This is a genomic window from Streptomyces sp. PTY087I2, from assembly GCF_001687325.1.
Classification (GTDB): domain Bacteria; phylum Actinomycetota; class Actinomycetes; order Streptomycetales; family Streptomycetaceae; genus Streptomyces.
Genome location: NZ_LZRD01000034.1, coordinates 1 through 24,332 on the forward strand (window position 1 = coordinate 1; position 24,332 = coordinate 24,332).

Below are 24,332 nucleotides of genomic sequence, written 5' to 3' on the forward strand. Positions count from 1 at the left end.
GGGGCCGGGCCGACCTCGCGCCGGTCGTGGGCGAGGCGCTTCCCGGGCGGCCGCACGGCCCGGTCGTAGGGTGGTGGGCATGGCACCGAACATCGCGACCAACACCGCCGTGGACCTCGATGAGTTGCTGGCGTTCGTACGCCCCCGGCACCGGGCGGTCCTGCTCACCGCCCGGGCCGACGGCCGCCCCCAGGGATCCCCGCTGACCTGCGGCGTGGACGACGCGGGGCGGATCGTCATGTCGACGTACCCCGAGCGCGCCAAGACCCGCAACGCGCGCCGCGACGAGCTGGTCAGCGTGATCGTGCTGTCGGACGAGTGGGACGGGCCGTGGGTGCAGATCGACGGTACGGCGGAGGTCATCGACGCCCCGGACTCCGTCGAGCCGCTGGTGGAGTACTTCCGGAACATCTCGGGGGAGCATCCGGACTGGGACGAGTACCGGGCGGCGATGGTGAAGCAGGGGAAGTCGATCATCCGGGTCACCCCGGAGCGCTGGGGCCCCGTCGCCACCGGCGGTTTCCCGGCCCACCCGGCGCCCGGGAGCTGATCGCGCGATGAGCGGGGGCCGTGAGCCGGACGCGGCGGGCGGGAGCGCGGGGCGGCCGGTTCCGGGGCAGCCCCACGCGCACCTGGCGGGCGCGCTGCCCGCGCCGACCCACCTGTCCGCGCCGACCCCGCTGCCCACGGCCGACGCCCTCGCGCGGGCCCGGCTGCTGGTCGCGCCCTCGCTCGACTCCGACCTGGTACGGGAGGTGGAGCGGATCACCGGGCGCGGTGCGGAGCCCCTGACGGACGTTCCGCCGCCGTCGGACGCGCCCCTCCTCTGCGTGGGCGACGCACTGCCCGACGCCCTGCGGACGGACCGGCTGCTCTGGTTCCACAGCGTCAACGCGGGGACGGACCCACTGCTCGCCAGGGGCCCCTGGCCCGGCCCGGCGCTGCTGACGCGGACCGTGGGCCGGATGGGCGAGCGGATGGCCCAGTACGTCCTGGGCTGGATGCTCGCCGAGGCCCAGTCCGTACCGGAGTTCACCGAGCAGCACACCCGCGCGCACTGGGAGCGGCTTCCCTCGGAACTCGTCGCCGGGCAGACCGCCCTGGTCTACGGCACCGGCCGCATCGGCGCGGCGGTCGGACGGCTGCTCTCGGCCTGCGGGGTGCGGACCGTGGGCGTCGCCCGCACCCCGCGGTACGGGTCGGGGCCCGGGCCCGACCCCGTGGTGCCGCCGGGGTTCGACCGGGTGATCGCGGCCGCCGAGGACACCGGGGCGCTGGGCGAGGCCCGCTGGGTGATCTCCACCCTGCCGTTGACGGCGGCCACGGCAGGCTTCTTCGGGGCCGCCCGGTTCGCGGCGGTGCGCGGGGCGACGTTCGTCAACGTGGGGCGCGGCGCGACCGTGGACATGGGGGCGCTGGAGACCGCGCTGCGGGAGGGCCGGGTGCGGCGGGCGGTGCTGGACGTGCTGCCCGTGGAACCGGCCGCGCCGGAAGACCCGGTGTGGCGGCTGCCCCGTACGGTCATCACCTCGCACTCCGCGGGGATCACCACCGACGAGGACATCGCCGTGGACTTCGCCGCCTGCTGGGCGGACGTGACGGCGGGCCGCCGCCCCGGGCTGACGGTGGACACGGCGCGCGGTTACTGAGCCGAAGGCCCTGCCGGGCCGGGCCGCGCTGCCGAACCGCGGACGCGGCCGCTGCCCGGCCGGCACGCGGCTGCCGAGCCGGGATGCGGTTACTGAGCCGGGGACCCGCTCCGGTCGCGTACCGCCTCGATGCCCGCGATCATCAGGTCCAGCGCGAAGCCGAAGTCCCGCTCGCGCATCTCCTCGACCGTCTCGCCGCCCCGGGCCGCCATGATCTCGTCGGAGTAGTCGGAGATCTCCCGCAGATGCGGCTCCGCGCGGATCGTGCCCATCGCCCGCTGGTGGTACTCGTCCTGCGTGAGCCCGGTCGCGTCGCACCGCGCCTTGAAGTTGCCCTCGACGGTGCCGAATCCGTACACGAACTGGAAGACCGCCGAGAGCGCGCCCGTCTGCCGTTCCAGGGGCAGGCCGGTGTCCCGGATCACGTCCTGGACGGCGTACGAGAACAGCATGGAGTTCGGGCCGATGTTGAGGAACGTCCCGGCCAGCGGCGAGATCCAGATGTGGCGGACGAGGAGTTCCCGGTAGCTGCGGGCCAGTTCCCGCAGCCGGTCCCGCCAGTCGGCGTCCTCGCGGGGCCGGTCGATCTCGGCGTACACCGAGTCGAGCGCCAGCTCCAGGAGGTCGTCCTTGGTGTCGACGTACCAGTAGAGGGACATCGCGGTGACGTCCAGCTCGGCGGCGAGCCGGCGCATCGAGAACTTGGCGAGTCCGTCGGCGTCCAGCAGCCGCACCGACGCCTCGGTGATCCGGTTACGGTCCAGGCCCGCCGGGGACTCGGTCCGCCGCGAACGCGAGGGGGCCGTGCGGCTCAGCCACACACTGGTCTGCACGGCGGCGGCGTCCTTCGAGCCGCCCGACGACGTGGACGACGTGGAAGCAGAAGCCGATCCGGGCGTGGATCCCTGCGCGGACACCGCCTCTGACGTCGGCTCAGACGCGGAATCGGGTTCGGAACCGGGCCCGGACACCATGGCGCACTCTCCTCGTCGTGCTCGGATCGGCCACCGAGCGGTCCTGCCGAACGGCGGGCCGTGCGGGCCCGCCGAAGACCGCGTACCGGACGCTGACGGTCCGGTACGCGCGTCATATCCGATGCTATGCCGCCGGTCCCGTCGCGTCTGCCCGGTCCCCCGCCTGCGAAGCGTCGGCCTCCCGCTCACCCGCTGCCGCCTCCACCCGCTCCGCCCGGCGCAGCAGCAGCGCGGCGAGCAGGCCGCCCGCCAGCACCGCCACCGCGCCGACGAGCTGGCTGGTCTCCAGGCCCGCCGCGAACGCGTCCCTGATCTGCTCCCGGGCGGCGGGCCCGTCGGCGGCGGCCAGGGCCGCGGGCAGCGAGGCGGCGCCGACAGCGGCCGGTACGAGTGCGGCGAACCGGGCGTTGAGGACCGCGCCGAGCACCGCGACCCCGAGGCCGTTGCCGAACTCCGCGAGCGTGCCGTTGACCCCCGCGCCGACCCCGGCCTTCTCCGGCGGAATGGCGCTCATGATGGCGTTGGCCATCGCGGGCATGGCGAGGGCGACGCCCGCGCCCATCACGATCAGGCCGAACAGCATGCCGCCGTACCCGCCGTCGCCCCCGCCGAGCACCGCGATCGCGACCAGACCGGCGGCCAGACAGCTCATCCCCACCGCGATGACGGCGGGCGTGCCGAACTTCCGGACCGCCCGCGCGCCCAGCCCCGTGAGGTTGAGCGCGACCACGGTGAGCGCCATCGGGGCCGTCCGCAGACCCGCCTCCAACGGCCCGTACCCGAGGACGAACTGAAGGTGCTGGGTGAGCAGGAAGAGCGAGCCGGTCATGCCGAAGGCGACCAGGATCACGCCCGCCACCGCGCCGGTGAACTTCTGGTTCCGGAAGAAGTGCATGTCCAGCATCGGGTTCGGGATGTGCAGCTCCCACAGCACGAACCCGGCCAGCACGGCGGCGCCGACGAACGCCGTCAGCAGCACCCGGCCCGACCCCCAGCCGTGCTCGGGCCCGGAGATGATCGCGAAGACGACGGCGGTCATACCGATCGTGGAGAGCAGCGCGCCCAGCAGGTCGGGCCGCTGCCCCTGGCCGGACTTCGACTCCGGTACGAGCCGGACGACGGCGACCAGGGCGATCAGCGCGACCGGGATGTTGATGAGGAAGATCGCGCCCCACCAGAAGTGGTCGAGGACGAACCCGCCGAACAGCGGGCCCGCCGCGAACCCGAGGGAGGAGACGGTCGACCAGATGCCGATCGCCTTGACCCGCTCGGCCTCGTCGAAGATCTGGACCACGACGGCGAGCGTCGTCGTGAGCAGCAGCGCGCCGCCGACGCCCATCCCGGCGCGGGCCGCGATGAGCTGGCCGGAGGACTGGGCGAGCCCGGCCACGAGCGAGCCGACACCGAACAGGGCGAGGCCCACGATCAGCATCCTCTTCCGCCCGTAGCGGTCCGCCGAGCTGCCCGCGGTGAGCAGCAGACCGGCCTGGACGAGCGAGTAGGCGTTGATCATCCACTGCACGTCGGCGGTGGAGGCGTGCAGCTCCGAGGTGAGGGACGGGATCGCGACGTTCAGGACGGTGTTGTCGAGCAGCACCGTGAGCTGGGCCAGGCAGATGACGCCGAGGATCAGCCAGCGTTGCGGATGTCCCTGGTGGGAGAGGTCGGGTCGCTCTGCGGCGGGCGCCGTCATACGGGCTCCTCGGTCTCCAGGCTCGATGGCCCGTGGTGGTGGCGGCCGGTGATGGTGATGGTGGTGGCGGCGGCGGTTTGCTGTACGGCGTACAGGACGTCGCCTTGTACACCGTAAGACAGATCCTGTACGACGTACAAGTCGATTTCCGTGGGGCGGACCCGTCGCGCCGCCGGGACCCGAGGAGGGCCCCGGCGGTACGGTTCTCGACGCTGACCTGACAAGTTTTCTAACAAAGTGCGCGATTTCCGGCCCTTGGGAGAGCCATGTCGCTGCGTCGCCGCTCGTCTCGTGTCCCTCGACCTCTGCCGCGTGTCCCTCGACCTCTCCAACTCCTCCTCGCCGCCTCCCTCCTGGGGGCACTCCTCGCACCGCCCGCAGCCGCCGCGACACCCGCAGGCCACGCCCTTTCCGGTGGGGCCGGCGGACGAGTGCCGCTGCGGGTCGCCACGTACAACATCCATGCCGGTGCGGGCATGGACGGCGTCTTCGACCTGGACCGTCAGACGGCCGAACTCCGGTCGCTGAACGCCGATGTGATCGGGCTTCAGGAGGTCGACCGGCACTGGGGCTCCCGCAGCGAGTGGCGGGATCTCGCGGGTGAACTGGCCCGGCGGCTGCGGATGTACGTCTTCTTCGCGCCGATCTACAGCCTCGACCCGGCCGAACCGGGCGCACCCCGGGCCGAGTACGGGGTGGCCGTGCTGTCGCGGCACCGGATCGTGAGCGCCGAGAACCACGAGATCACCCGCCTCTCGACCCAGGACCCGAACCCGGTGCCCGCGCCCGCCCCAGGCTTCGGCGAAGTCTTCGTACGGGTACGGGGGTTGCCGGTGCACGTGTACGTGACCCACCTCGACTACCGCCCGGACCCCGCCGTCCGCGTCGCCCAGGTCGCCGACACCCGGCGGATCATGGCCGAGGACCGGGGCCCGAAAATCCTGCTCGGCGACTTCAACGCGGAGCCCGCCGCCCCCGAACTGGCCCCGCTGTGGCGGGAGCTGGCGGACGCGGACCCGGGCGCGCCCACGTTCCCGGCGCAGGACCCGGTCAAGCGGATCGACTTCGTGGCCGTGTCGAAGAACGGAACCGGCGTGCACAGGGCGTGGGTGCCGGAGAGCCTCGCCTCCGACCACCGGGCTGTGGTGGCGGACCTGCTGTTACGGAGGTGACGGCGGGGCGATGAGTTCAAGGTGCTCCGGAAGTCTCCATTTTCAGCTCGAATGCTTCCTTTTGCGGCTGGGACGCGTCCTCCTCACCGAGGGCCGCCGTGAAAGACCACGCGGTACCGGACGGACGAAGGATGGTCATGACCACCACCACCCTGCACGAACTGCTGGACACCCACATCGACAGGGGATCGATGCCGGGCGCGGTGGCGCTGGTCGCCCGGGGCGAGCGGGTCGAGGTCGTCTCGGCCGGGACAGCCGGCCTCGCCGGGTCCGCGCCGATGCGCCGGGACTCGCTGTTCCGCCTCGCCTCGATCACCAAACCGATCGTGGCGGCGGCCGCCATGACGCTCGTCGACGACGGCCTGATCGCCCCCGCCGACCCGGTCGCGGCCTGGCTGCCCGAACTGTCCTCGCCCTTGGTCGTCCGGACCCCGAAGAGCCCGATCGACGATGTCGTGTCGGCCGTCCGCCCGATCACCCTCCTGGATCTGCTGACCTTCCGGGCCGGCTACGGCTTCCCGTCCGACTTCTCGCTCCCGGCCGTCGCCCCGCTGTTCGCGGAGCTGAAGCAGGGCCCGCCGCAGCCGCAGGCCGGGCTCGCGCCGGACGCCTGGATGGCCGAGCTGTCCCGGGTCCCGCTGCTGCACCAGCCGGGCGACGGCTGGCTCTACAACACGTGCTCCGACATCCTCGGCGTGCTTGTCGCCCGGGTCGCCGACCGCCCGCTGGCCGCGTATCTGGCGGACCGGATCTTCGAGCCCCTCGGCATGAAGGACACCGGGTTCTGGGTGGAGCCCGCCGCGCTGGACCGGTTCACCGGCTTCTACCGGGCCGGGACGGGCGAAGGCGGGGACGGTGGCGGGGGCGGGCCCGAGCTGATCGACGCCCCGGACGGGCAGTGGAGCAGCCCGCCCCCGTTCCCGTCCGGCGCCGGAGGCCTCGTCTCGACCGTCGACGACTGGTACGCCTTCGGCCGGATGCTGCTCACCGAGGGGCTGAACGACACCGGTGACCGGGTACTGGCCGGCGAGTCCGTCCGCCAGATGGTCACCGATCACCTGACCCCGGAACAGCGCGCCGGGAGCGGGCTGTTCACGGAGGGCCAGGGCTGGGGGTTCGGCGGTTCGGTGGACGTCGAGATCGCCGCCCCCTGGAACGTGCTCGGCCGCTACGGCTGGGTCGGCGGCACCGGCACCACCGCCCACGTCATCCCGGCCACGGGCACGGTCTCCGTCCTGCTCACCCAGATGGAGATGGGCGGACCGGCCGCGCCCGAGGTGATGCGGGACTTCTGGACGTACGCGGCCGGGTTCTGATCCCCTTCCCGGGCCCGGCCGCGTACGTACCCCTATCTCCTGACGGTCAACTCGTGGGCTGCGTCAGGTCGTAGAACGTGGCGTTGCCGACGGTGACCTCGGTGAAGTTCTCGGTCACCCAGGAGGAGATCTGGGAGGAGGTGCCGGAACCACCCATGCCGCCGCCTCCCATGCCGCCGCCCATGCCGCCGCCCGAGACGAAGTAGTGGATCTTGCCTTCCGCCACGTACTTCTTGAACTGGGCGAGCGTCGGCGACGGGTCGCTCCCGTTGAAGCCACCGATCGCCATCACCGGGTCTCCGGTGGCGAGTTGGTAGCTGGCCGCGTTCTGCGCGCCGATGGCCGCGGCGACCCAGGTGTAGTCGTCGACGTCCTTCGTCAGGAGCGCCTTCGCCTCGGCGTCGACGGTCGCGCCGTTCAGCAGGCCGCCCATGCCGCCGCCTCCGCCGCCGCCCCTCATGCCTTCACCGAAACCGGGGACGGCGCCGGTGCCCGTGCCCGTACCGCCGGGCGCGGTGGGCATGCCGCCCGGGGCGTTGCCCTGCTGGTTCCCCTGCCCCTGAGGCTGGCCCTGGCCCTGGCTCTGCCCTTGTCCCTGGCCCGGGAACTGCCCCTGGCCCTGGCCCTGCCCGGGCGGCTGCTGCATGCCGCCGCGCTGCCCGCCGTCACCGCCGCCGCCGGGTCCCCCGGGGCCGCCCCGGCCGCCGCCCCCGGGCCCGCCCATGCCGAACCCGCCCGCCGAAGGACCGGCGGTCACGATCGAGCCCTGGTGGCCGCTGTTCAACGTACTGACGGTGTACGCGGTCGGCCCCGCCAGCGACGCCGCGCAGCTCAGCCCCACCACCGCGAGGGCCAGGCCCCGCCCGCCGAACCGTCCCACGACCAGCAGCCCGAGCGCGCCGGCGATCCCGCCCGCGAGCACCGCCCACCGCAGCCACGGCAGATAGTCCGGGGTGCGGCCCAGCAGGACGTACGCCCAGAGCGCCGTCGCGAGGACCGTTCCCGCGAGCACCGCGCGCGGCCACCAGGCCGACCGCTCCTCCCACAGCACCGTGACACCCATGGCGACGAGCGCCGCGATGTACGGGGCGAGGGCCACCGTGTAGTACTGGTGGAAGATCCCCGCCATGAAGCTGAACACCGCGGCGGTCATCACCAGCGCCCCGCCCCAGGCGACGAACGCGGCCCGCGCGGCATCGGTGCGCGCCGTCTTCCGGGTCAGCCAGAGCCCGGCCAGCAGCAGAATCAGCGCGGCCGGGAGCAGCCAGGCGATCTGGCCGCCGACCTCGGAGTTGAACATCCGCCCGATGCCGGTCTCGCCCCAGCCGCCGCCCCCGCGGCCACCGCCGCCTCCGCCGACGCTTCCGGTCTCCTCGCCGTTGATGCGGCCGAGCCCGTTGTAGCCGAAGGTGAGCTCCAGGAACGAGTTGTTCTGCGAGCCGCCGACGTACGGCCGCGAGGACGCCGGCATCAGCTCCACGATCGCGACCCACCAGCCACCGGCGACCACCATCGTCAGCGCGGACAGCGCGAGTTGGCCGATCCGCTTCCGTACGGGAACGGGGGCGCACACCGCGTACAGCACGGCCAGCGGCGGCAGGATCAGGAACGCCTGGAGGGTCTTCGTCAGGAACGCGAGCCCCACCGCCGCCCCCGCCCACAGCAGCCACTTCGTCCGCCCCTGCTCCAGCGCCCGCAGCACGCACCACACGGTGACGGTCATCAGCAACGCCAGCAGCGCGTCCGGGTTGTTGAAGCGGAACATCAGCGCCGCGACCGGCGTCAGCGCGAAGACCCCGACCGCGATCAGCCCGGCGACCGGCCCGAAGCGGCGGCGTACGGCGGAGTTGAGCACGGCCGCCGTGGCGAGGGCCATCAGGACCTGAGGGGCCAGGATCGCCCAGGAGTTGAGCCCGAAGAGCCGTACGGAGAGGGCCATCGGCCAGAGTGCGGCCGGGGGCTTGTCGACGGTGATGGCGTTCGCGGAGTCCAGCGAGCCGAAGAAGAGGGCCTTCCAGCTCTGGCTGCCCGCCTGAACGGCGGCGGAGTAGAAGGAGTTGGCGTAACCGGAGGCACTGAGGTTGTAGAAGTACGCGAGGCCGACGGCGAGCAGCAGCCCGTACAGCGCCGGGCGCGCCCAGCGGGGGCCGGGTGCGGAGCCGGGTGCGGGACCGGAACCGGGTTCCGGAGGTGCTGCGGTGGTGGTGATCGTGGTCATCGGACGTCCTCGGAGTCGGGGAGAGCGGGGGCGCGGTGGGTGCCCGTCGGGAAGACCCAGGCGCGCAGGAGCAGGAAACGCAGCACGGTGGCGGCGAGGTTGGCGGTGATCAGGACGGCCAGCTCGGTGGAGTGCGAGGGCGATCCGGAGGCCGCGCCGAGCGCCGCGAGGGAGCCGCTGGTCAGGGCGAGGCCGATCGCGAAGACGACCAGGCCCTGGGCCTGATGGCGGACGGCTCCGCTCCGGCCGCGTACGCCGAAGGTGAGCCGGCGGTTGGCGGCGGTGTTGGCGACGGCGGAGACGAGCAGCGCGCCGCCGTTGGCGAACTGCGGGCCGACGCCGAGCCGGAAGAGGGAGTAGAGGGCGAGGTAGAAGAGGGTGGACAGGACGCCCACGGCACAGAAACCGATGAGCTGGCGGGCCAGTCCGCGCTCCACCCCGGTCAGCGCCCGGTCGCGCGGATCGTCCCCGAAGGGCCGGGCGAGACGGTCCAGCGGCAGCGCGCCGACGGCCAGCGCCCGCCCCACCCGCCACACGCCTTTCAGGTCCTCGATGGCCGTCCGCACGATGTGGACGGTCGAGTCGGGGTCGTCGATCCAGTCGACGGGCACCTCGTGGATACGCAGCCCGGCCCGTTCCGCGAGGACCAGCAGCTCGGTGTCGAAGAACCAGCCGCTGTCCTCCACCATCGGCAGCAGCCGCTCGGCGACCTCGCGCCGGATCGCCTTGAACCCGCACTGGGCGTCGCTGAACCCGGCGGCGAGCGACGAGCGCAGGATCAGGTTGTAGGCGCGCGAGATGAACTCCCTCTTCGTTCCCCGCACCACCCGCGAACTCCGGGCGAGCCGTGACCCTATGGCCAGGTCGGAGTGGCCGGAGATCAGCGGGGCGACCAGCGGGAGGAGGGCGTTGAGGTCGGTGGAGAGGTCGACGTCCATATAGGCGAGGACCGGGGCGTCGGAGGCCGACCACACCGTCCGCAGGGCCCGCCCGCGCCCCTTCTCCTCCAGCCGTGCGTACCGCACGCCCGGCAGCTCGGCGGCGAGCGCGGCGGCCACGGCCGGGGTGGCGTCGGTGCTGGCGTTGTCGGCGACGGTGATACGGAAGGGGTACGGGAAGGTCCGCGCGAGATGGGCGTGGAGGCGGACAACGCAGGGGTGGAGGTCCTTCTCCTCGTTGTAGACGGGGACGACGACGTCGAGCACGGGGACGGAGGGGGCCACGGCGACCGGCTGCCGGGCAGGCAGATGCTCCCGGCCCGGCAGATGGCCGTGGTCCCGGCCGTCCCCGCCGTCCACGCCGTCCCTGCTGCTGCGGCCGGTCGTTCCGGGGCCGCTCCGGAGGCTGCTGTCGGTGGTCATGCTCCGACAGTCGCCAACCGCGCTGTCACGCCGGTGTGGTGAGCCTGTCCCCGACCTGTGAGTCCGCGCGGATCACGTCGCCGTCCGCCGGGAGACCGTCCGCCGGGACGCAATCCGCCGAGGCGCCGTCCGTCGGGGCGCCGTCCGTCGGCAGCTCGACCGCGAAGACCGTCCGGCCCGGCGCGGACTCCACCCGTACGCGCCCGCCGTGCGCGGAGACGACGGCCTGCACGATGGCGAGGCCGAGCCCGGTGGAACCGGTCGCTCCACCGCCGTCGGTACCCCGCGCCCGTGAGGCGTCGCCCCGCGCGAACCGTTCGAAGACGTGCGGCAGCAGCTCCGCCGGGATGCCGGGCCCGTCGTCCCGCACCTCCAGCGTGACCGGTCCCCCGGCGCGTACGGGCGGCTGCACGGAGACCGTGACGGTGGTCCCCGGCGGGGTGTGCGTACGGGCGTTGGCGAGCAGGTTGACCAGCACCTGCTGGAGCCGGCCGGGATCGGCGCGTACGGTCACGGGCTCGGCGGCCCCGGGCAGCTCCAGCCGCCAGCGGTGCCGGGCGTCCGAGCCGGTTCCTGTCCGGTCCCGGGCGTCAACGTCCGCTCCCCGTTGGTCCGCTCCCCGCTGGTCCGCCGCCCGGGCGTCGCTCACCGCGTCCACGACCAGCGGCAGCAGATCGGTGCTGCCGTACGAGAGCGGGCGTCCGGCGTCCAGCCGGGCCAGCAGCAGCAGATCCTCCACCAGGCCCGTCATCCGGTCCGCCTCCGACTCGATCCGCCCCAGCGCGTGCCGGGTGACGGGGTCGGGTTCCGGGGCCGTACGTCCTCCGCCCGCGCGGCGGGTCAGCTCGGCGTAGCCCCGGATCGAGGCCAGGGGCGTACGCAGCTCATGGCTGGCGTCGGCGACGAACTGCCGGACCCGCGTCTCGCTCTCCTGGCGGGCGGCGAGGGCCGAACCGACGTGCCCCAGCATCCGGTTGAGCGCCGCGCCCACCTGCCCGACTTCGGTACGGGGATCGGCCTCGGCGTCCGGGACGCGTTCGAGGAGCGCCACCTCGCCGCTGTGCAGGGGGAGTTCGGAGACCCGGGTGGCCGTGGCGGCGACCCGGCGCAACGGTCGCAGGGCGACCCCGACGAGCGCGGTGCCCGCGATGGAGGCGGCGATGAGCCCGGCGGCGGTGACGCAGACCTCGACGACGATCAGGGTGGTCAGCGCCCCGCTCACCTCGGCGCTGGGGATGCCGACGAGGACGGTGTCCCCTTCGGCGGTGGTCGTGGCCTCGACCCGGTAGCCGCCGAGCCCGGGCAGATCGACGCTCCGGGTGCCCTCGCCGGCCTCCGGGGCGGCCTTCTCCAGCGCGGTCCGCTGCTCCCCGGTCAGCGGCTTCGCGCTCTCCTGGGCGCGGAGCCCGCTGTCCTCGACGACCTTCGACGCGGTGACGTCCCCGTCGGCGCCGACGAGCGCCCCGAACGTGCCGAGCGGCTGCCCGCCCCCGCCGACGAAGCCGAGCGGGCCCGCCTCGCGCAGCGACTCGGGCAACGGGAGCGGGCCGGGCGGCCGTTCGGCCCGCTCGACGACGGAGTGCAGCTGGTCGTCGAGCTTGCCGTACATGTAGCTGTGGAAGGCGATCGCGGTGACGGACCCGATGACGGCCGCGACGACGGCGATCAGGGACACGGCGGACACGACGAGCCGGGTCCGCAGCGTCCAGGGCCTGCGCAGCACCTCTATGGCCTTCATGCCCTTCGTAGCCTTCGTCGCCTTCATGGCCTTCGTGACCTTCATCGTCTTCGTCGCCTTCACGACGGGCCCCTACTCACCGGGCTTGATCAGATACCCCGCGCCGCGCCGGGTGTGGATCATCGGGGTGCGCCCGGCGTCGATCTTCTTGCGGAGGTAGGAGATGTAGAGCTCGACGACGTTGGCCTGGCCGCCGAAGTCGTAGTTCCAGACCCGGTCGAGGATCTGGGCCTTGCTGAGCACGCGGCGCGGGTTGCGCATCAGGAAGCGCAGCAGCTCGAACTCGGTGGCGGTGACGTGGATCGCCTCCCCGCCCCGCCACACCTCGTGGCTGTCCTCGTCGAGCACCAGGTCCCCGACGGTGAGCGTGGACTCGCCGCGCCCGGCGGCGACGGCCGAGCCCGAGCGGCGGATGAGCCCGCGCAGCCGGGCCACGACCTCCTCCAGGCTGAACGGCTTGGTGACGTAGTCGTCGCCGCCCGCGGTGAGCCCGGCGATCCGGTCCTCGACGGCGTCCCGGGCGGTCAGGAAGAGGACGGGCACGTCGGCGTACTCACGGCGCAGCCGGCCCAGCACGGCCAGCCCGTCCATGTCCGGAAGCATCACGTCCAGGACCACCGCGTCGGGCCGGAAGTCGCGGGCCGCCCGGACCGCCGCGGCCCCGTCCCCGGCGCTGCGCACCTCCCACCCCTCGTAACGCAGGGCCATCGAGAGCAGCTCGGTGAGCGGAGCCTCGTCGTCCACGACCAGGACCCGGACGGGGGTACGGTCCGGCCTGAGCAGTTCGGTACGCCCCTGGGGCGAGGTCGTCGTCGTCATGGACCCCACTCTGTGAGGCGCCCGTGAGAGAAGCCTGACCCGTTTCTGTGAATTCCCTGAGAAAGCGGGCCGCGCGGGCTCGTCACGCCCGGGCGGGGAACAACGCGGCGGCGTTCCCGTGACAGACCGCCCGCAACCACGCGTCGCCCAGCCCGAGCCGTTCCAGCGCCTGAAGCTGATGAACGTACGGGTAGGGGATGTTCGGGAAGTCCGTCCCCAGCAGGATGCGGTCCCCGAGGTCGGCGAGCCGCCCGCGTTCGGCCGCCGGGAAGGGGCTGAGCCGCTCGCTGAAGTCGGTGAACGCCATGGTCGTGTCGAGCCGGACCTCCGGATACGCCTCCGCCAGCGCCAGGAACTCCGCGTACTCCGGCATCCCCATGTGCGCGACGATCAGCCGCAGCCGGGGATGGCGCGCCAGCAGCCGCCCGATCGGCTCCGGCCCGGTGAACTTCCCCGGCGCGGGCCCCGACCCGCAGTGCATGACCACCGGAATCCCGGCCTCCGCGAGCAGCCCCCACACCGGATCCAGCAACGGATCGTTGGCGTCGTACGCGCCCACCTGAAGGTGCGACTTGAACACCCGAGCCCCCGCCTCGACGGCCTCCTTCACGTACACCTCGACGCCCTCCTCCGGGAAGAGGGTCGCGGTGTGCAGACAGTCCGGGGTCCGGCCGGCGAAGTCGGCGGCCCAGCCGTTCAGCCAGCGGGCCATACCGGGCTTGTGCGGGTAGAGCATGGCGGTGAACCGGACCACCCCGAACGCCCGCAGCAGGGCGAGCCGCCGCTCCTCCTCGTACCGGTAGGTGATCGGCCACTCCAGCCCGGTGAGGGGCCCGACCGCGTCGAAGTACGCCCACACCTTCCGCAGGACCTGCTCGGGCATGAAGTGGGTGTGTACGTCGATGATCCCGGGCAGTCCGAGCCGCTCCCGGAACCGCACCACGTCATCCTGCTCCCGGGACCGCACCACGTCATCGCTTCCCGTCTCCATGCGCAGGCCCTTTCGCCGGTCGTCCGGAACGACCCACCGGTCGTTCAGAACAACCCACCCTGCACACCGCCGCCGCCGATGTCGATGAGGGGGACACGTACATCGCTCCCGGACTCCGCCGCGAGATCCCATCCGGTGATCAGCCGCGTGTCCAGCACGACGACGCCCCCGCCCGCCACCGCGAGGTGCAGATCGGGCCCGGCCGCCGCGACGAGCCGCCCCGCGACGACGCCGCCGTCGACCAGCTCCCGTACGGAACGGGCGAGCGCGGACTCATGGCCGAGCCCGAAAATACTTACCTGGTCGACGACTTCGAGAGGCAGCCGCTCCAACGACTCGGGCCAGCCGCGCCCTTCGAGCGCCGCCGCCCGCGCGTACAGCTCGGCCACCGCCCCGGCCCGCTCCTCCGCCCCCGGCAACTGCCCGCGTACGGCACGCTTCTTGGCGTACGGGATCCGGTCGGGCACCCCGAGGGCCACCCGCAGCACCTCCTCGGTCCGCCGGGCCGCCATGAGGGGCCCGCGCCCCAGCCAGCTGAAGGCCACGGCCCCCTGCTCCCGGAGCCGGACGGCCCCGCGCTCTTCCCCGGTGATCCCGACCTTGACCATGCCGGGCCCGAACCAGGCGAGATACACGCGGTACGTCCGTGGGTCGTCCGCCATCGTGTCGGCGGCCACCGAATGCGCCCGGTCCAGCCGCGCGCACTCCGCGCACCGCCCGCCCGTCGAGCGCCCCGGCACCACGGCCCCCAGCGGGCAGGCGTTCCCCCGGGCCCCCACGCAGTGCCGCTCCCCGACGGCCCGGAACCCGAGGCCGGCCCCGTACGCGAGGACACTCACCCGCCGGTCACCGCCCCGGCGCCACCCCAGCTCGGGCACTTCCCCGGGCCACCGCACCCCGGCACACCGCCAGCCACCACCGGATTCCCGCACCCCGCACCTCATCCGGGGATGCTAACGGGACGCCGCCGGCCCGGAGTAGGTCGCCGGTGCGTAATTGCCCCGTCGCTGACGGTAGGTGTGCCCGAGGTGGTGCTGGAGCCGGACGTGACGGAACTGGTAGACCGCGCCGGAGCGGCGCAGCACCCCGCGCCGGTAGGCGTCGTCGAGGAAGGCGTCCGTCCGCCAGGGCAGCTTCCCGGTGAGCGGCAGCAGAAGGCGGGAGAAGATCAGCCACTGGCCCCAGGCGGTGAAGCAGAGCGTGTAGGAGAGGCCGCCGCCGAATCCGCCCACGGCCCCGATGACGAGGCCTTCGGGCAGGCTCCAGCTCATCGGCCCGAGCAGGCCCCGGAGCAGCCGGACGATCAGGGTGCCGCCGACCGCGATGGCCAGCGTGAGGACGGGCACGATGACGAGGAGCTGCCGGTGCACGGTCGCGCGGTTGGCGGACAGCAGCCCGGCGGGCGTGGCCGCGGAGGCGACGTCCAGCGGCGTTTCGAGCGCGGCCAGGAGTCCGAAGACCAGTCCGGCGGCCGAGCTGAAGATCAGCCCGAAGACCAGCATGTTGATGAGCACGGTGTCCATCAGCGCGGGATCCGTGAGCGAACGCCCTTCGTACAGGGCCCGTTGGAGCGCGAAGGCGCACGCGCACCCGATCCCCATGACGAACCCGCCCGGCATGACGGCGGCGAACCGGTCGGCGAACGTCCGCACCGTTCTGCGCCCGATGCCGCCGGCCCGTCCGTGCAGCCGCAGGCGCACCTGGCTCGGCGCGAAGGAGCCGCCGCCGAACGCGGCCACCGCCGCGTACACGGACCCGAAGGCGAGCCCGCCGACCGGGCCGACCACGGCTCCCTGCACCAGCACCTCGCCGAGCGGAATCCCGGTGACGATCAGCACGACGGCCCAGTCGGACACGGTGATGCAGAGCGCGGAGACCAGGACGACAGCCAGGACGCGTGTCGAGCGCGGCAGCGATTCGCCGATCTGCCACCAGGCGAGGTCCTGCCGGTCCCGGTCGAGCCGGACCAGATGGTGGGCGAGGTGGCCCAGCCAGTGCCGGGCACGCTCCGGCTCCCAGTTCCGCGGCCGGTCCCGGCTCCGGGCGGCCGCCCCGGACCGCTCGGCGACGCGCGGCCGGTAGACCGTGGGGACGAAGCCCGCCAGCAGATGGTCCTCCAGGGAGCTCGCGGTGGGGAACCGCGAGCCGTCCAGCAGCTCCGCCGGATCCCGGCCGGGGGCCTCGCTGTACATCGTGCGGGCCAGAGCGATCATCAGAGGCGTGCTCAGCACCTCGGAGAGCTGTTCGCAGGCCTCGCTCTCCCCGGCCCGCAGCACGTCGAGGACGGGCCCCCACAGGTCCGCACCACTGCCGTCCCCGTCCTCCACACCCGCCGGGCGCGTGGTCCGTGACAGGTAGACGAGGAGGTCGTCGGGCGTGAGGCCGGTGAGTTCGATCCCGGCGGCCCAGACCAGGGGCGCACGCGCCGCTCGTACCGCCTCGGCGTACTCCGCGGCCCTGCTGGTCAGGACGAGCGGCAGCGAGGTCGCGTTCAGCGCTTCGAGCGCCTCCTGCCGCAGCCCCTCGGCGATCTCGTCAAATCCGTCGAGTACGGGCAGGATGAACCCGGCGTCGATCAGGGCGGCGGCCAGGGTGGAGCCGCCCGGGGTCCGGCGGGCGAGATGCGGGTAGTCGCGCAGGAGGAGATCGACGAGCCAGTCCCGTAACGCGACAGCCGTCGCATCCCAGGCCCCGACGCTGAAAATCACCGGAACCCGGCCGGGGTGGGCGGGGTTCCCCAGAAGATCCAGGACGAGCCGGATGGCCATGATGGATTTTCCGGACCCGGCCCGGCCGAGCATCACGAGCCGCCCGGACGGAATACGCCGGTAGACATCGGCGACGCTCCGCAGATCACCCGCCAGGTCCATGGGCAGGGGGCGGGCGCCCGGAGGAAGGCGCTGAATGTTCTCCGCGTGGTCGGTCAGCCGTGCGGGCGCCCGGTTCCAGCGCACCGGCAGTGGAAAGGGATCGTGGACCCGGCGCTGTTCCTCTTCCTTCTGCCAGCGCCGCCCGACTTCACGCGCCAATTCCGCGGCGGCGTCGGCGAGTACGCCACCGGCTTCGGCGTAGCTGCTCTTGGCGGCGTGATGGCCCTGCGGGAGAGCCGGTTCGGGATTCGCGTCGGGAGCCGGAATGGAATCCAGGGCGGGAGCCGGGGTGGAATCATCCAGGGCGGGAGCCGGGTCGGGAGCCGGAATGGGGTCCGGGTCGGGAGCCGGGGAGAGTACGGCCGTCAACTGCCGGCGTTCCTCGGCGCCGAGATCGAGGGCATCGGCCAGCAGATTCACCGTGCCCAGCCGGTGATCGGCGGCCTTTCCGGTCTCCAGCCGGCGGATGGTGCGCACGCTCACCCCGGAGCGTTCCGCCATCTGTTCCTGTGTCAGCCCCGCCCGGGTCCGTAAGCGGCGCACCAATATGCCGAGCCGATCCGTCACTTCGGTCCCCCACCTAGGGCCTGCCTATCCCGCCCGGACGGCGGCGAGTCTAGCGCGCCCGGCCGGACCGGCCACCGATGGCCGGTGCCCTGGCCTGTCCTCCGAGCTGCGGAAACGCCATCGTCGGCAGCAGCGGTCGAGCAACAAGCGGGTGCGGCGGTCGAGGAACGACGGGTGCGAGGAACACGGGTGGGGAACGACGGTGAGAATCGGCATGGCCTATCGCTATTGGTGCGGTGAATGCACCTCAAGGACGCCATGGCTCAGCAACGCCCGCGCCCAGCAGGCACAGATCGACCACTACGCCGAAAAGCACCCCGGAATTCCGCCGGGCGGCCATGTCGAAGTGCACCGCGGGGATCCCCAAGGCGGCCTGGGCTGCCTGGTCTTCATCGGCATCACGGTCGCGCTGCTGATCGTCGCCGCCTCGTGCCACCGATGAGCCGCCCCGACACCGACCACCAACGGAACGGAAAGGAAAGGAAGCACGTATGCGCAAGCAACCGAAACGACGCGGACTGCTCACCGGAGTCCTGGGACTGGCCCTGTCGCTGACAGGCATCACAGCCTCCACGACCACGGCGGCGGCCGCTGAGCCCGCCGCCACGCCCACCGCGTCCGCCACCGGATCCGCCACCGCATCGGCAGCGGAGAAGCGCGTCTTCAACGGCATGCAGATCATCTTCCGGCCGGACGTGCCGGACGCCTTCTGCACGATCGGAGCCGTCGGCACCGACAAGTACCGGCGCGACATCGCCATTTCGGCGGGGCACTGCCTGATCGACAAGAAGTACGCCGACCGCGAGATCCCCGAGAACATCCAGCCCGTCTACGACCGGAACGACACCGCGTTCGGCCCGATCGGTCACCTGCGGTACTTCAAGGACCCCGAGGGCTCCATGGTGGGACACGCCACCAAGGACTACATGATCATCGAGCTGGAGCCGACGGTGACGCTCTCCTCGCAGGGCCCGCACCTGAAGCAGACGGGCGTGCTGAAGGTGCCCGGCGGGCAGCCCAGCCCCAACGTCACCGGCACGGCGCTGGACGAGGAACGCCTCCTCGGCGCGGCCCTGTTGAACAACAACGAGCTGGTGGTCTCCGGTCAGCTGGGCGTCCACTACGGCCGCGTCACCGACGCAGGCCAGGGCATCTACCAGTCCTGGGCCCCGCACAAGAGGGGCGACTCGGGAGGCCCGGCGATCTGGCACGTGCCCGGCAGCGCCTACCCCTCCGAGGCGAACGGCTTCCAGGCCGCCGGTCCCTGGGCCGGCATCACCAAGGCCATCGCCCTGGGCGTGCCCCCGTACACGTACACGAGCTCCGCGAACATCCTGGCCGACCTGCGCACCCGGGAGGCCGCACAGCCCGGCATCCACGGCGCGGGGTTCCAGATCACCGACAACCCGTAGCCGATCGCCCCGGGCCGACGGCCCCCGTCCGAAGGAGAACCTGTTCATGAACCCCCTGCTGTCCGGCGCACGGGCCCTTGCCGGGCTACGCGCCAAGGCGGCGGCCGCGGCCGCCGCGACCGCGGCGCTGACGATGCTGACCGCGTTCGCCGCGCCGGTGGCGCGGGCCGACGCGCCCGCCGTCCCGGACTTCGCCGACAGCCACGGCCTGACCCGGGTCACCGACGCCACGGAGGTGCGCTCGGCCACCGACTTCACCCTCACCGTGACCACCCCGCAGGTGGCGGGGGACCACAAGATCCGCGTCTTCCTCCCCGAGGGCTACGCGGCGGACACCGACCGGCGGTGGCCCGTGACGTACTTCCTGCACGGCGGTGGCGGCACCGTGGACGACGCCGCCGCGGCCCCCGCGTTGCGCTCGGACGAGATGATCACCGTCGTACCGGACGGCGGGCTGAAGGGCTGGTACGCCGACTGGGTCATGCAGAACACCGCGGTGGGCGCCGCCAACTGGGAGACGTTCCACCTCGAACAGGTCGTCCCGTTCATCGACGCCAACCTCCGTACCCTGCCCGGCCGGGAGCACCGGGCGGTCGTCGGGCTCTCGATGGGCGGTTTCGGAGCCCTCCACTACGCCGAGGCCCGCCCGGACCTCTTCGGTCACGTCGCCTCCCTGTCCGGCGGCATCGACTTCGGCATGCCCGCGATCCGGGGCGCCGTCGTGGCGACGGAGCTGAACCTGACGGGCGCGTGGTGCGCGGTGAGCACGTCGGGCACCGGCGACTGCACCGGCTACGGACCCGTCGTCGACAGCGACGCCATCTTCGGCTCCCCGTACCCGGTCCTGGGCGCGGACCGGATCTGGAACGCGGTCGACCCGGCCGCCCCGGCCAACCTCGGCCGGCTGCGGGGCACGGAGATCGCGCTGTACACCGGCGACCGGGGGCTGATCGATTCCTTCACCGCGCTCGCGTCGAGGACGGTCAAGAACCGCCTGGACCAGCTCGGTGTGCCGGCCCGCCTGGTCGACTACGGCAACGGCTCCTCGCTCGCGCCGACCTGCGACGGCGGCCACAACTACGGCTGCTGGGCCCCCGCGCTCGCCGACTACATCCCGCGGCTGGAGACGGCCTTCGCCTCGGCGGACGCGACCGCGTAGCGGGACCGGCCGACGCGTGTGCCCCGCCCTCCGCGGAGGAGAGGGTGGGGCACACGCGTCGGCGACGAACCTCTCCTGAGGGGGCCGCGGACCGCACCACCACAGGAACCTGCTCCCGGAGGCTGACCGCACCACCGCCACCGCCACCAGGAGGCTGTTCCCGTTAGGATCCGAACCATGGTGCTGACCGGGAACCAGGTAGACCTGTTCGAGGCTTCCATGCCCCGCCTCAAGGCCATCGCCTACCGCCTCCTCGGCTCGGCGAGCGATGCAGAGGACGCCGTGCAGGACACGTTCCTGCGCTGGCAGGCCGCCGACATCGACCGTATCGAGGTCCCCGAGGCCTGGTTGACGAAGGTCCTCACCAACGTCTGCCTCAACGAGCTGACCTCGGCGCGCGCCCGCCGCGAGACGTACGTGGGCCAGTGGCTGCCGGAACCGCTGCTCGCCGGGGACCCGATGCTCGGCCCGGCCGACACCGCCGAGCAGCGCGAATCGGTCTCGTTCGCGGTCCTCGCCCTGATGGAGCGGCTGTCCCCCAACGAGCGGGTGGTGTACGTGCTGCGGGAGGCGTTCGCGTACCCGCACGGGAAGATCGCCGAGATCCTCGACACCACGGAGTCCGCGAGCCAGCAGCTGTTCCACCGCGCCAAGAAGCACATCGCGGCGGGCCGGACCCGTACGGAGATCGACGAGGCGGCCGCCCGGCGCATCGTCGAGGAGTTCCTGACGGCGGCCACCAGTGGCCGGACCGAACCGCTGGTGCGGCTGCTCACGTCGGACGCCATCGCGATCGGCGACGGCGGCGGAAAGGTACCGGCCCGCGCGAAGGCGTTCGAGGGCGCGGCGGCCGTCGCGACGTTCATGCGGAGCCTGTTCACCCCCAACCAGGCCGCGCGCCGGCTCATCGGCGGCACCGCGGAGATCCACATCTCGTCCGCCAACGGGCTGCCCGCCCTGGTGGTCCTGGTCGACGGCCAGGTCATCGGCGTGATCTGCCTGGAGTTCACGCCGGACGGCATCGCCGCGTTCCGCAGCCAGGTCAACCCGGACAAGCTGGAACGCGCGACGCGGCGGTGGGCGGCGACGCCCCACGAGGCCCCTCTCTTCACCATCCCCCAGAGCATGTGACCCACATCACACACCCCACCTGTCAGAAATCTCGGGGCTGCCCGGTTCAAGGGGCGAAACCGCGCGAGACAGGAGTGCAGGGACATGCAGAACATGCGGCAGAACATCCAGCAGCACCGCGTCGTCGTCATCGGGGCCGGATACACCGGGGCGAGCGCCGCCGGACGCCTGGCGAGGCGACTGCGCAGCGAGGACGTCTCCATCACCCTCGTCAACGCAGAGCCGGACTTCGTCGAGCGCGTCCGGATGCACCAGCTGGCGGTGGGCCAGAGCCTCCGCCCCCGCCCCTTCGACGAGATGTTCGCCGGTACGGGGGTGACTCTGCGCCTCGCGCGGGTGACGGGCATCGACGTCGACCGCAGGACGGTGACGGTCACCGGCTCGGACGGGCCTTCGGACCTGGAGTACGACACCCTCGTGTACGCCCTCGGCAGTGCCTGGAACACCCAGGGCGTCCCGGGCACCGCGGAGCACGCCCACGAGATCGCCGGCCGCGAAGGGGCGCTGCGCCTGCGGGACCGTCTGGCCGCCCTCGCCCCGGGCAGCCCCGTGACCGTCGTCGGAGGCGGCCTCACCGGCGTGGAGGCAGCGACGGAACTGGCGGAAGCCCGCCCCGACCTCGACGTCTCCCTGATCGCCCGCGGCGGACTGGGAGACTGGCTCTCCCCCAAGGGCGCCCGCCACCTGCACAAGGTCTTCGGGAACCTGCGGATCACCGCCCACGAACACACCACCGTCACCGCCGTGCACGCCGACCGCGTCACCACCACCGAGGGCGACATCCCGGCCGCGGTCACCATCTGGACGACGGGCTTCGCGGTCCACCCGATCGCCCGGGCCACGACCCTGGAGACCGGCGACACGGGCCAGATCGTGGTCGACGCCACGATGCGTTCGCTCTCCCACCCGGACGTGTACGCCATCGGCGACGCGGCCCTGGTGACGGGCCCCGGCGACAAGCCGCTGCGCATGTCGTGCGCCTCGGGCGTCCCCACCGCCTGGCAGGCAGCCGACGCCATCGCGGCCCGCCTGACCGACACCAAGCTCCCGACCATCGCGGCCCGCTACTTCAACCAGTGCATCTCACTGGGCCGCAAGGAGGGCCTGATCCAGTACGTCACCGCCGACGACCGAGCCGTCAGCGCAGCCCTGACCGGCCGCCTGGCCGCGCTCTACAAGGAGCTGGTCTGCAAGGGCGCGGCCTGGGGCGTAGCAAACCCCACCCTGGGCCTGCCGACCCGCCGGCGCCGGGTGGTGGGGGAACCGGCCCGGGCCACCGCGACGCCCGCCACCGAAGCGGCTTGAGCCCGGCGGTCCGGGCGGGACCCTCAGACTCCCCTGAGGGCCCCGCCCGCAGCGCGCTCCCTCTCTCGGCCTGCCCGGCCCGGGCGATCTACGAGGCGGCGACCGTCAACGCGTAGTCCACGCCGACGGAGAAGTCGCCCGACTGTCCCCGGATCGCCAGTGAATGCGCCCCGGGAGCCAGGGACGGTATCTGCACCCAGAGCCCGCACCCGGTACCGCTGAAGGTCCCTCCCTCTCCCGTGACCGGGTTACCCGGAGCGCCCTCCACCACCATGGCGGCACCTTCATGGACCTCCGGCTCCACCGGCTCGCCGTCGAGCACGACGGTCCCGCGGGCATCACGCATGAAGGCCGCGCAACTCTTCTGGTCCCCAAAGGAGTTGGTCACGGGCACGGCGATCGGTCGCCCGTGCGGAACGCGGCAGTCACGCTTGACCTGACCACCGAAGGTGCCCGCCAGGAACCAGACATCGCGCGGCTGATGACGTCCGCACATACTCCCGACCGCTCGCGCTTCCCGGGTAACCCTCGGCGCGACATGAGCGGCCACCCTATCCACGAGCTCAGGACCGAGCTCAGGACCGAGCTCGCGCCGAACGCGCCCACCCTCCGGCCTGATGTGTCGTATGTGTCGATCTGACGCGAACGCGCCTGAAGCGCGGTGCCCATCTCCACAGCACTGCGATGCTGAAGGCCGATCGAGAGGGGCCGCAGCGATGCAGTGGAAGATCCACGGGGAACGTCCGATCTACGAGAACAGCTGGGTGAACCTGTGGCTCACCGACGTCGAGACCCCGGACGGGAACCGCTGGGAACACCACGTCGTCAAGCTCCGCCACCTGGCCGTGGCCGCCGTCATCAACGAGCGCCGCAAGATTCTGATGATGTGGCGACACCGCTTCATCACCAACGCCTGGGCGTGGGAACTCCCCATGGGCCTGGTCGAAGAGGGCGAGACGCCCGCGGAAGCAGCGGCCCGTGAGGTGCTGGAGGAGACCGGTTGGCGGCCCGGCACGATCGAGCCGCTGATCTACGCGGAACCCGCCAACGGCATCACCGACTCCCAGCACCACGTCTTCCGGGCCGACGGGGCGACGTACGAAGGTCCCCCGACCGAGAAGAACGAGTCGGACCGCATCGAGTGGATCCCTCTGGACGACGTGCGGGGAATGATCGACCGTCGCGAGATCGTCAGCAGCGGCTCCCTCATCGGGCTGCTCTACGTCCTCATGGACAACGCCATCCGATGACATGGCGGCGCCGTGCTTCACATAGCCGAGCCGAAATGCGTTGCGAGGAGGCGCAACAGGCACAGCATGCGCCGAACGTGGCCACGGCGTTGGAATTCGTTGATCCATCGTGGCCGCTCGATGCGGTCCAGGTGAGTCAGCCGAGATACGGCCGAACACGGTGCTCCAGGAAGTGACGGATCCGGAGCCGCTGCGTGTGGTGCATCGGCAGTTGATCGATCTCCTCGGGCCTGACGAACCGCAGTTCCGTTGACTCGTCCGAGATCGCGAGTCGGCCGCCGACCAGGCGGGCGGTAAAACAGACGTTGAACTGCCTGCGCACCTCGCCGTCCGAGTAGGCGATGACATGGCGAGGGTCGGTGTACGTGCCGACGAGCCCGGTGATCTCTACGTCCAGGCCCGTCTCCTCCTTCACCTCGCGGACGGCCGTGCCGGGGAGTGAGTCGGTCATCTCCATACCGCCTCCGGGGAGCGCCCAAAGGTCGCTGTCCCGTCGGCGCTGAAGGAGTAGGCGCCCTTCGGCGTCGATGACCACTGCGGACGCCGCGACCACCAAGCTGTTCGGCTCAGGTGCCGTCGGGTCGTCGTAGTACTCGGTCCGTGCCATGCTCACCCTTCGCTGACTGGTGTCGCGGTCTCCCAGCGTCGCGGCTGCCCGCTCCTGAAACGCGAGAGGCCCCCAGGATTTCTCCCGGGGGCCTCTTACT

Annotated in this window: 21 protein-coding genes; 10 read left to right on the top strand and 11 right to left on the bottom strand. The window is 72.3% G+C overall.

Annotation, left to right across the window (positions count from 1 at the left end):
• Positions 1–79: 79 nt before the first annotated feature.
• Both A3Q37_RS30095 and A3Q37_RS30100 read left to right on the top strand, forming a co-directional pair.
• Complete coding sequence (locus A3Q37_RS30095; RefSeq protein ID WP_065489354.1) at positions 80–550, top strand: PPOX class F420-dependent oxidoreductase; 471 nt, start codon at positions 80–82, stop codon at positions 548–550.
• Between the two features lie 112 nt (positions 551–662).
• Complete coding sequence (locus A3Q37_RS30100) at positions 663–1,649, top strand: NAD(P)-dependent oxidoreductase (RefSeq protein ID WP_079138053.1); 987 nt, start codon at positions 663–665, stop codon at positions 1,647–1,649.
• Between the two features lie 89 nt (positions 1,650–1,738).
• Here the strand turns inward: A3Q37_RS30100 and A3Q37_RS30105 are convergent, their stop codons facing one another.
• Together A3Q37_RS30105 and A3Q37_RS30110 are read right to left on the bottom strand one after the other, a co-directional pair.
• Complete coding sequence (locus A3Q37_RS30105) at positions 1,739–2,482, bottom strand: TetR/AcrR family transcriptional regulator (RefSeq protein ID WP_065489357.1); 744 nt, start codon at positions 2,480–2,482, stop codon at positions 1,739–1,741.
• 265 nt (positions 2,483–2,747) lie between these two features.
• Positions 2,748–4,316, bottom strand: coding sequence for a DHA2 family efflux MFS transporter permease subunit (locus tag A3Q37_RS30110; RefSeq protein ID WP_065489359.1), 1,569 nt, complete (start codon positions 4,314–4,316; stop codon positions 2,748–2,750).
• 266 nt (positions 4,317–4,582) lie between these two features.
• On the opposite strand from A3Q37_RS30110, the gene A3Q37_RS30115 reads away from it, so the two are divergent.
• The gene (locus tag A3Q37_RS30115) at positions 4,583–5,488 is read left to right on the top strand and encodes an endonuclease/exonuclease/phosphatase family protein (protein ID WP_065489363.1); all 906 of its coding nucleotides are present in this window, start codon (positions 4,583–4,585) and stop codon (positions 5,486–5,488) included.
• A gap of 137 nt (positions 5,489–5,625) precedes the next feature.
• Positions 5,626–6,804, top strand: coding sequence for a serine hydrolase (locus A3Q37_RS30120; RefSeq protein ID WP_176711538.1), 1,179 nt, complete (start codon positions 5,626–5,628; stop codon positions 6,802–6,804).
• Between the two features lie 46 nt (positions 6,805–6,850).
• On the opposite strand, the gene A3Q37_RS30125 is transcribed toward A3Q37_RS30120, so the two are convergent.
• The 7 genes from A3Q37_RS30125 to A3Q37_RS38255 all read right to left on the bottom strand — a co-directional run bounded on the left by A3Q37_RS30125 (position 6,851) and on the right by A3Q37_RS38255 (position 17,368).
• A complete protein-coding gene (locus tag A3Q37_RS30125) occupies positions 6,851–9,022 on the bottom strand; it encodes a glycosyltransferase family 39 protein (protein WP_065489367.1) in 2,172 nt (723 codons plus the stop codon).
• The gene (locus tag A3Q37_RS30130) at positions 9,019–10,383 is read right to left on the bottom strand and encodes a bifunctional glycosyltransferase family 2/GtrA family protein (RefSeq protein WP_176711539.1); all 1,365 of its coding nucleotides are present in this window, start codon (positions 10,381–10,383) and stop codon (positions 9,019–9,021) included. The genes A3Q37_RS30125 and A3Q37_RS30130 overlap by 4 nt, the downstream gene beginning before the upstream one ends.
• A 25-nt stretch (positions 10,384–10,408) precedes the next feature.
• Positions 10,409–12,121, bottom strand: coding sequence for a cell wall metabolism sensor histidine kinase WalK (locus tag A3Q37_RS30135; protein WP_065489449.1), 1,713 nt, complete (start codon positions 12,119–12,121; stop codon positions 10,409–10,411).
• Between the two features lie 72 nt (positions 12,122–12,193).
• Positions 12,194–12,940 (bottom strand): response regulator transcription factor, encoded by a 747-nt coding sequence (locus tag A3Q37_RS30140; protein WP_010071439.1) that lies wholly within the window; start codon positions 12,938–12,940, stop codon positions 12,194–12,196.
• Positions 12,941–13,022: 82 nt separating this feature from the next.
• On the bottom strand, positions 13,023–13,931 hold the full coding sequence (locus A3Q37_RS30145; protein WP_065489369.1) for an amidohydrolase family protein: 909 nt from the start codon (positions 13,929–13,931) through the stop codon (positions 13,023–13,025).
• 44 nt (positions 13,932–13,975) lie between these two features.
• On the bottom strand, positions 13,976–14,875 hold the full coding sequence (locus tag A3Q37_RS30150; RefSeq protein WP_065489371.1) for a DUF2797 domain-containing protein: 900 nt from the start codon (positions 14,873–14,875) through the stop codon (positions 13,976–13,978).
• 9 nt (positions 14,876–14,884) lie between these two features.
• Positions 14,885–17,368: a helix-turn-helix domain-containing protein gene (locus A3Q37_RS38255; RefSeq protein ID WP_065489374.1), complete on the bottom strand. Its 2,484-nt coding sequence runs from the start codon at positions 17,366–17,368 to the stop codon at positions 14,885–14,887.
• Positions 17,369–17,570: 202 nt separating this feature from the next.
• Here A3Q37_RS38255 and A3Q37_RS30160 point away from each other — a divergent pair, with 202 nt between their 5' ends.
• From A3Q37_RS30160 to A3Q37_RS30180, 5 genes are all read left to right on the top strand, one after another.
• On the top strand, positions 17,571–17,810 hold the full coding sequence (locus A3Q37_RS30160; protein ID WP_255311987.1) for a hypothetical protein: 240 nt from the start codon (positions 17,571–17,573) through the stop codon (positions 17,808–17,810).
• Between the two features lie 49 nt (positions 17,811–17,859).
• Complete coding sequence (locus A3Q37_RS30165; protein ID WP_065489378.1) at positions 17,860–18,780, top strand: hypothetical protein; 921 nt, start codon at positions 17,860–17,862, stop codon at positions 18,778–18,780.
• A 46-nt stretch (positions 18,781–18,826) separates the two neighbouring features.
• Complete coding sequence (locus A3Q37_RS30170; protein WP_065489379.1) at positions 18,827–19,939, top strand: alpha/beta hydrolase family protein; 1,113 nt, start codon at positions 18,827–18,829, stop codon at positions 19,937–19,939.
• A gap of 177 nt (positions 19,940–20,116) precedes the next feature.
• Positions 20,117–21,070 carry an RNA polymerase sigma factor SigJ gene (gene sigJ / locus A3Q37_RS30175; protein WP_065489381.1) on the top strand — a complete coding sequence of 318 codons (954 nt, stop codon included), beginning with the start codon at positions 20,117–20,119 and terminating at the stop codon, positions 21,068–21,070.
• Positions 21,071–21,163: 93 nt separating this feature from the next.
• Positions 21,164–22,375: an NAD(P)/FAD-dependent oxidoreductase gene (locus A3Q37_RS30180; protein WP_107471617.1), complete on the top strand. Its 1,212-nt coding sequence runs from the start codon at positions 21,164–21,166 to the stop codon at positions 22,373–22,375.
• A gap of 88 nt (positions 22,376–22,463) precedes the next feature.
• Here the strand turns inward: A3Q37_RS30180 and A3Q37_RS38095 are convergent, their stop codons facing one another.
• Positions 22,464–22,721: a hypothetical protein gene (locus A3Q37_RS38095; protein WP_255311988.1), complete on the bottom strand. Its 258-nt coding sequence runs from the start codon at positions 22,719–22,721 to the stop codon at positions 22,464–22,466.
• 370 nt (positions 22,722–23,091) lie between these two features.
• Here A3Q37_RS38095 and A3Q37_RS30190 point away from each other — a divergent pair, with 370 nt between their 5' ends.
• Positions 23,092–23,625, top strand: a complete 534-nt coding sequence (locus A3Q37_RS30190; RefSeq protein ID WP_065489390.1) for an NUDIX hydrolase — start codon at positions 23,092–23,094, stop codon at positions 23,623–23,625.
• 136 nt (positions 23,626–23,761) lie between these two features.
• Here A3Q37_RS30190 and A3Q37_RS30195 read toward each other — a convergent pair whose 3' ends face one another.
• On the bottom strand, positions 23,762–24,232 hold the full coding sequence (locus A3Q37_RS30195; protein WP_065489392.1) for an NUDIX domain-containing protein: 471 nt from the start codon (positions 24,230–24,232) through the stop codon (positions 23,762–23,764).
• Positions 24,233–24,332: the final 100 nt, after the last annotated feature.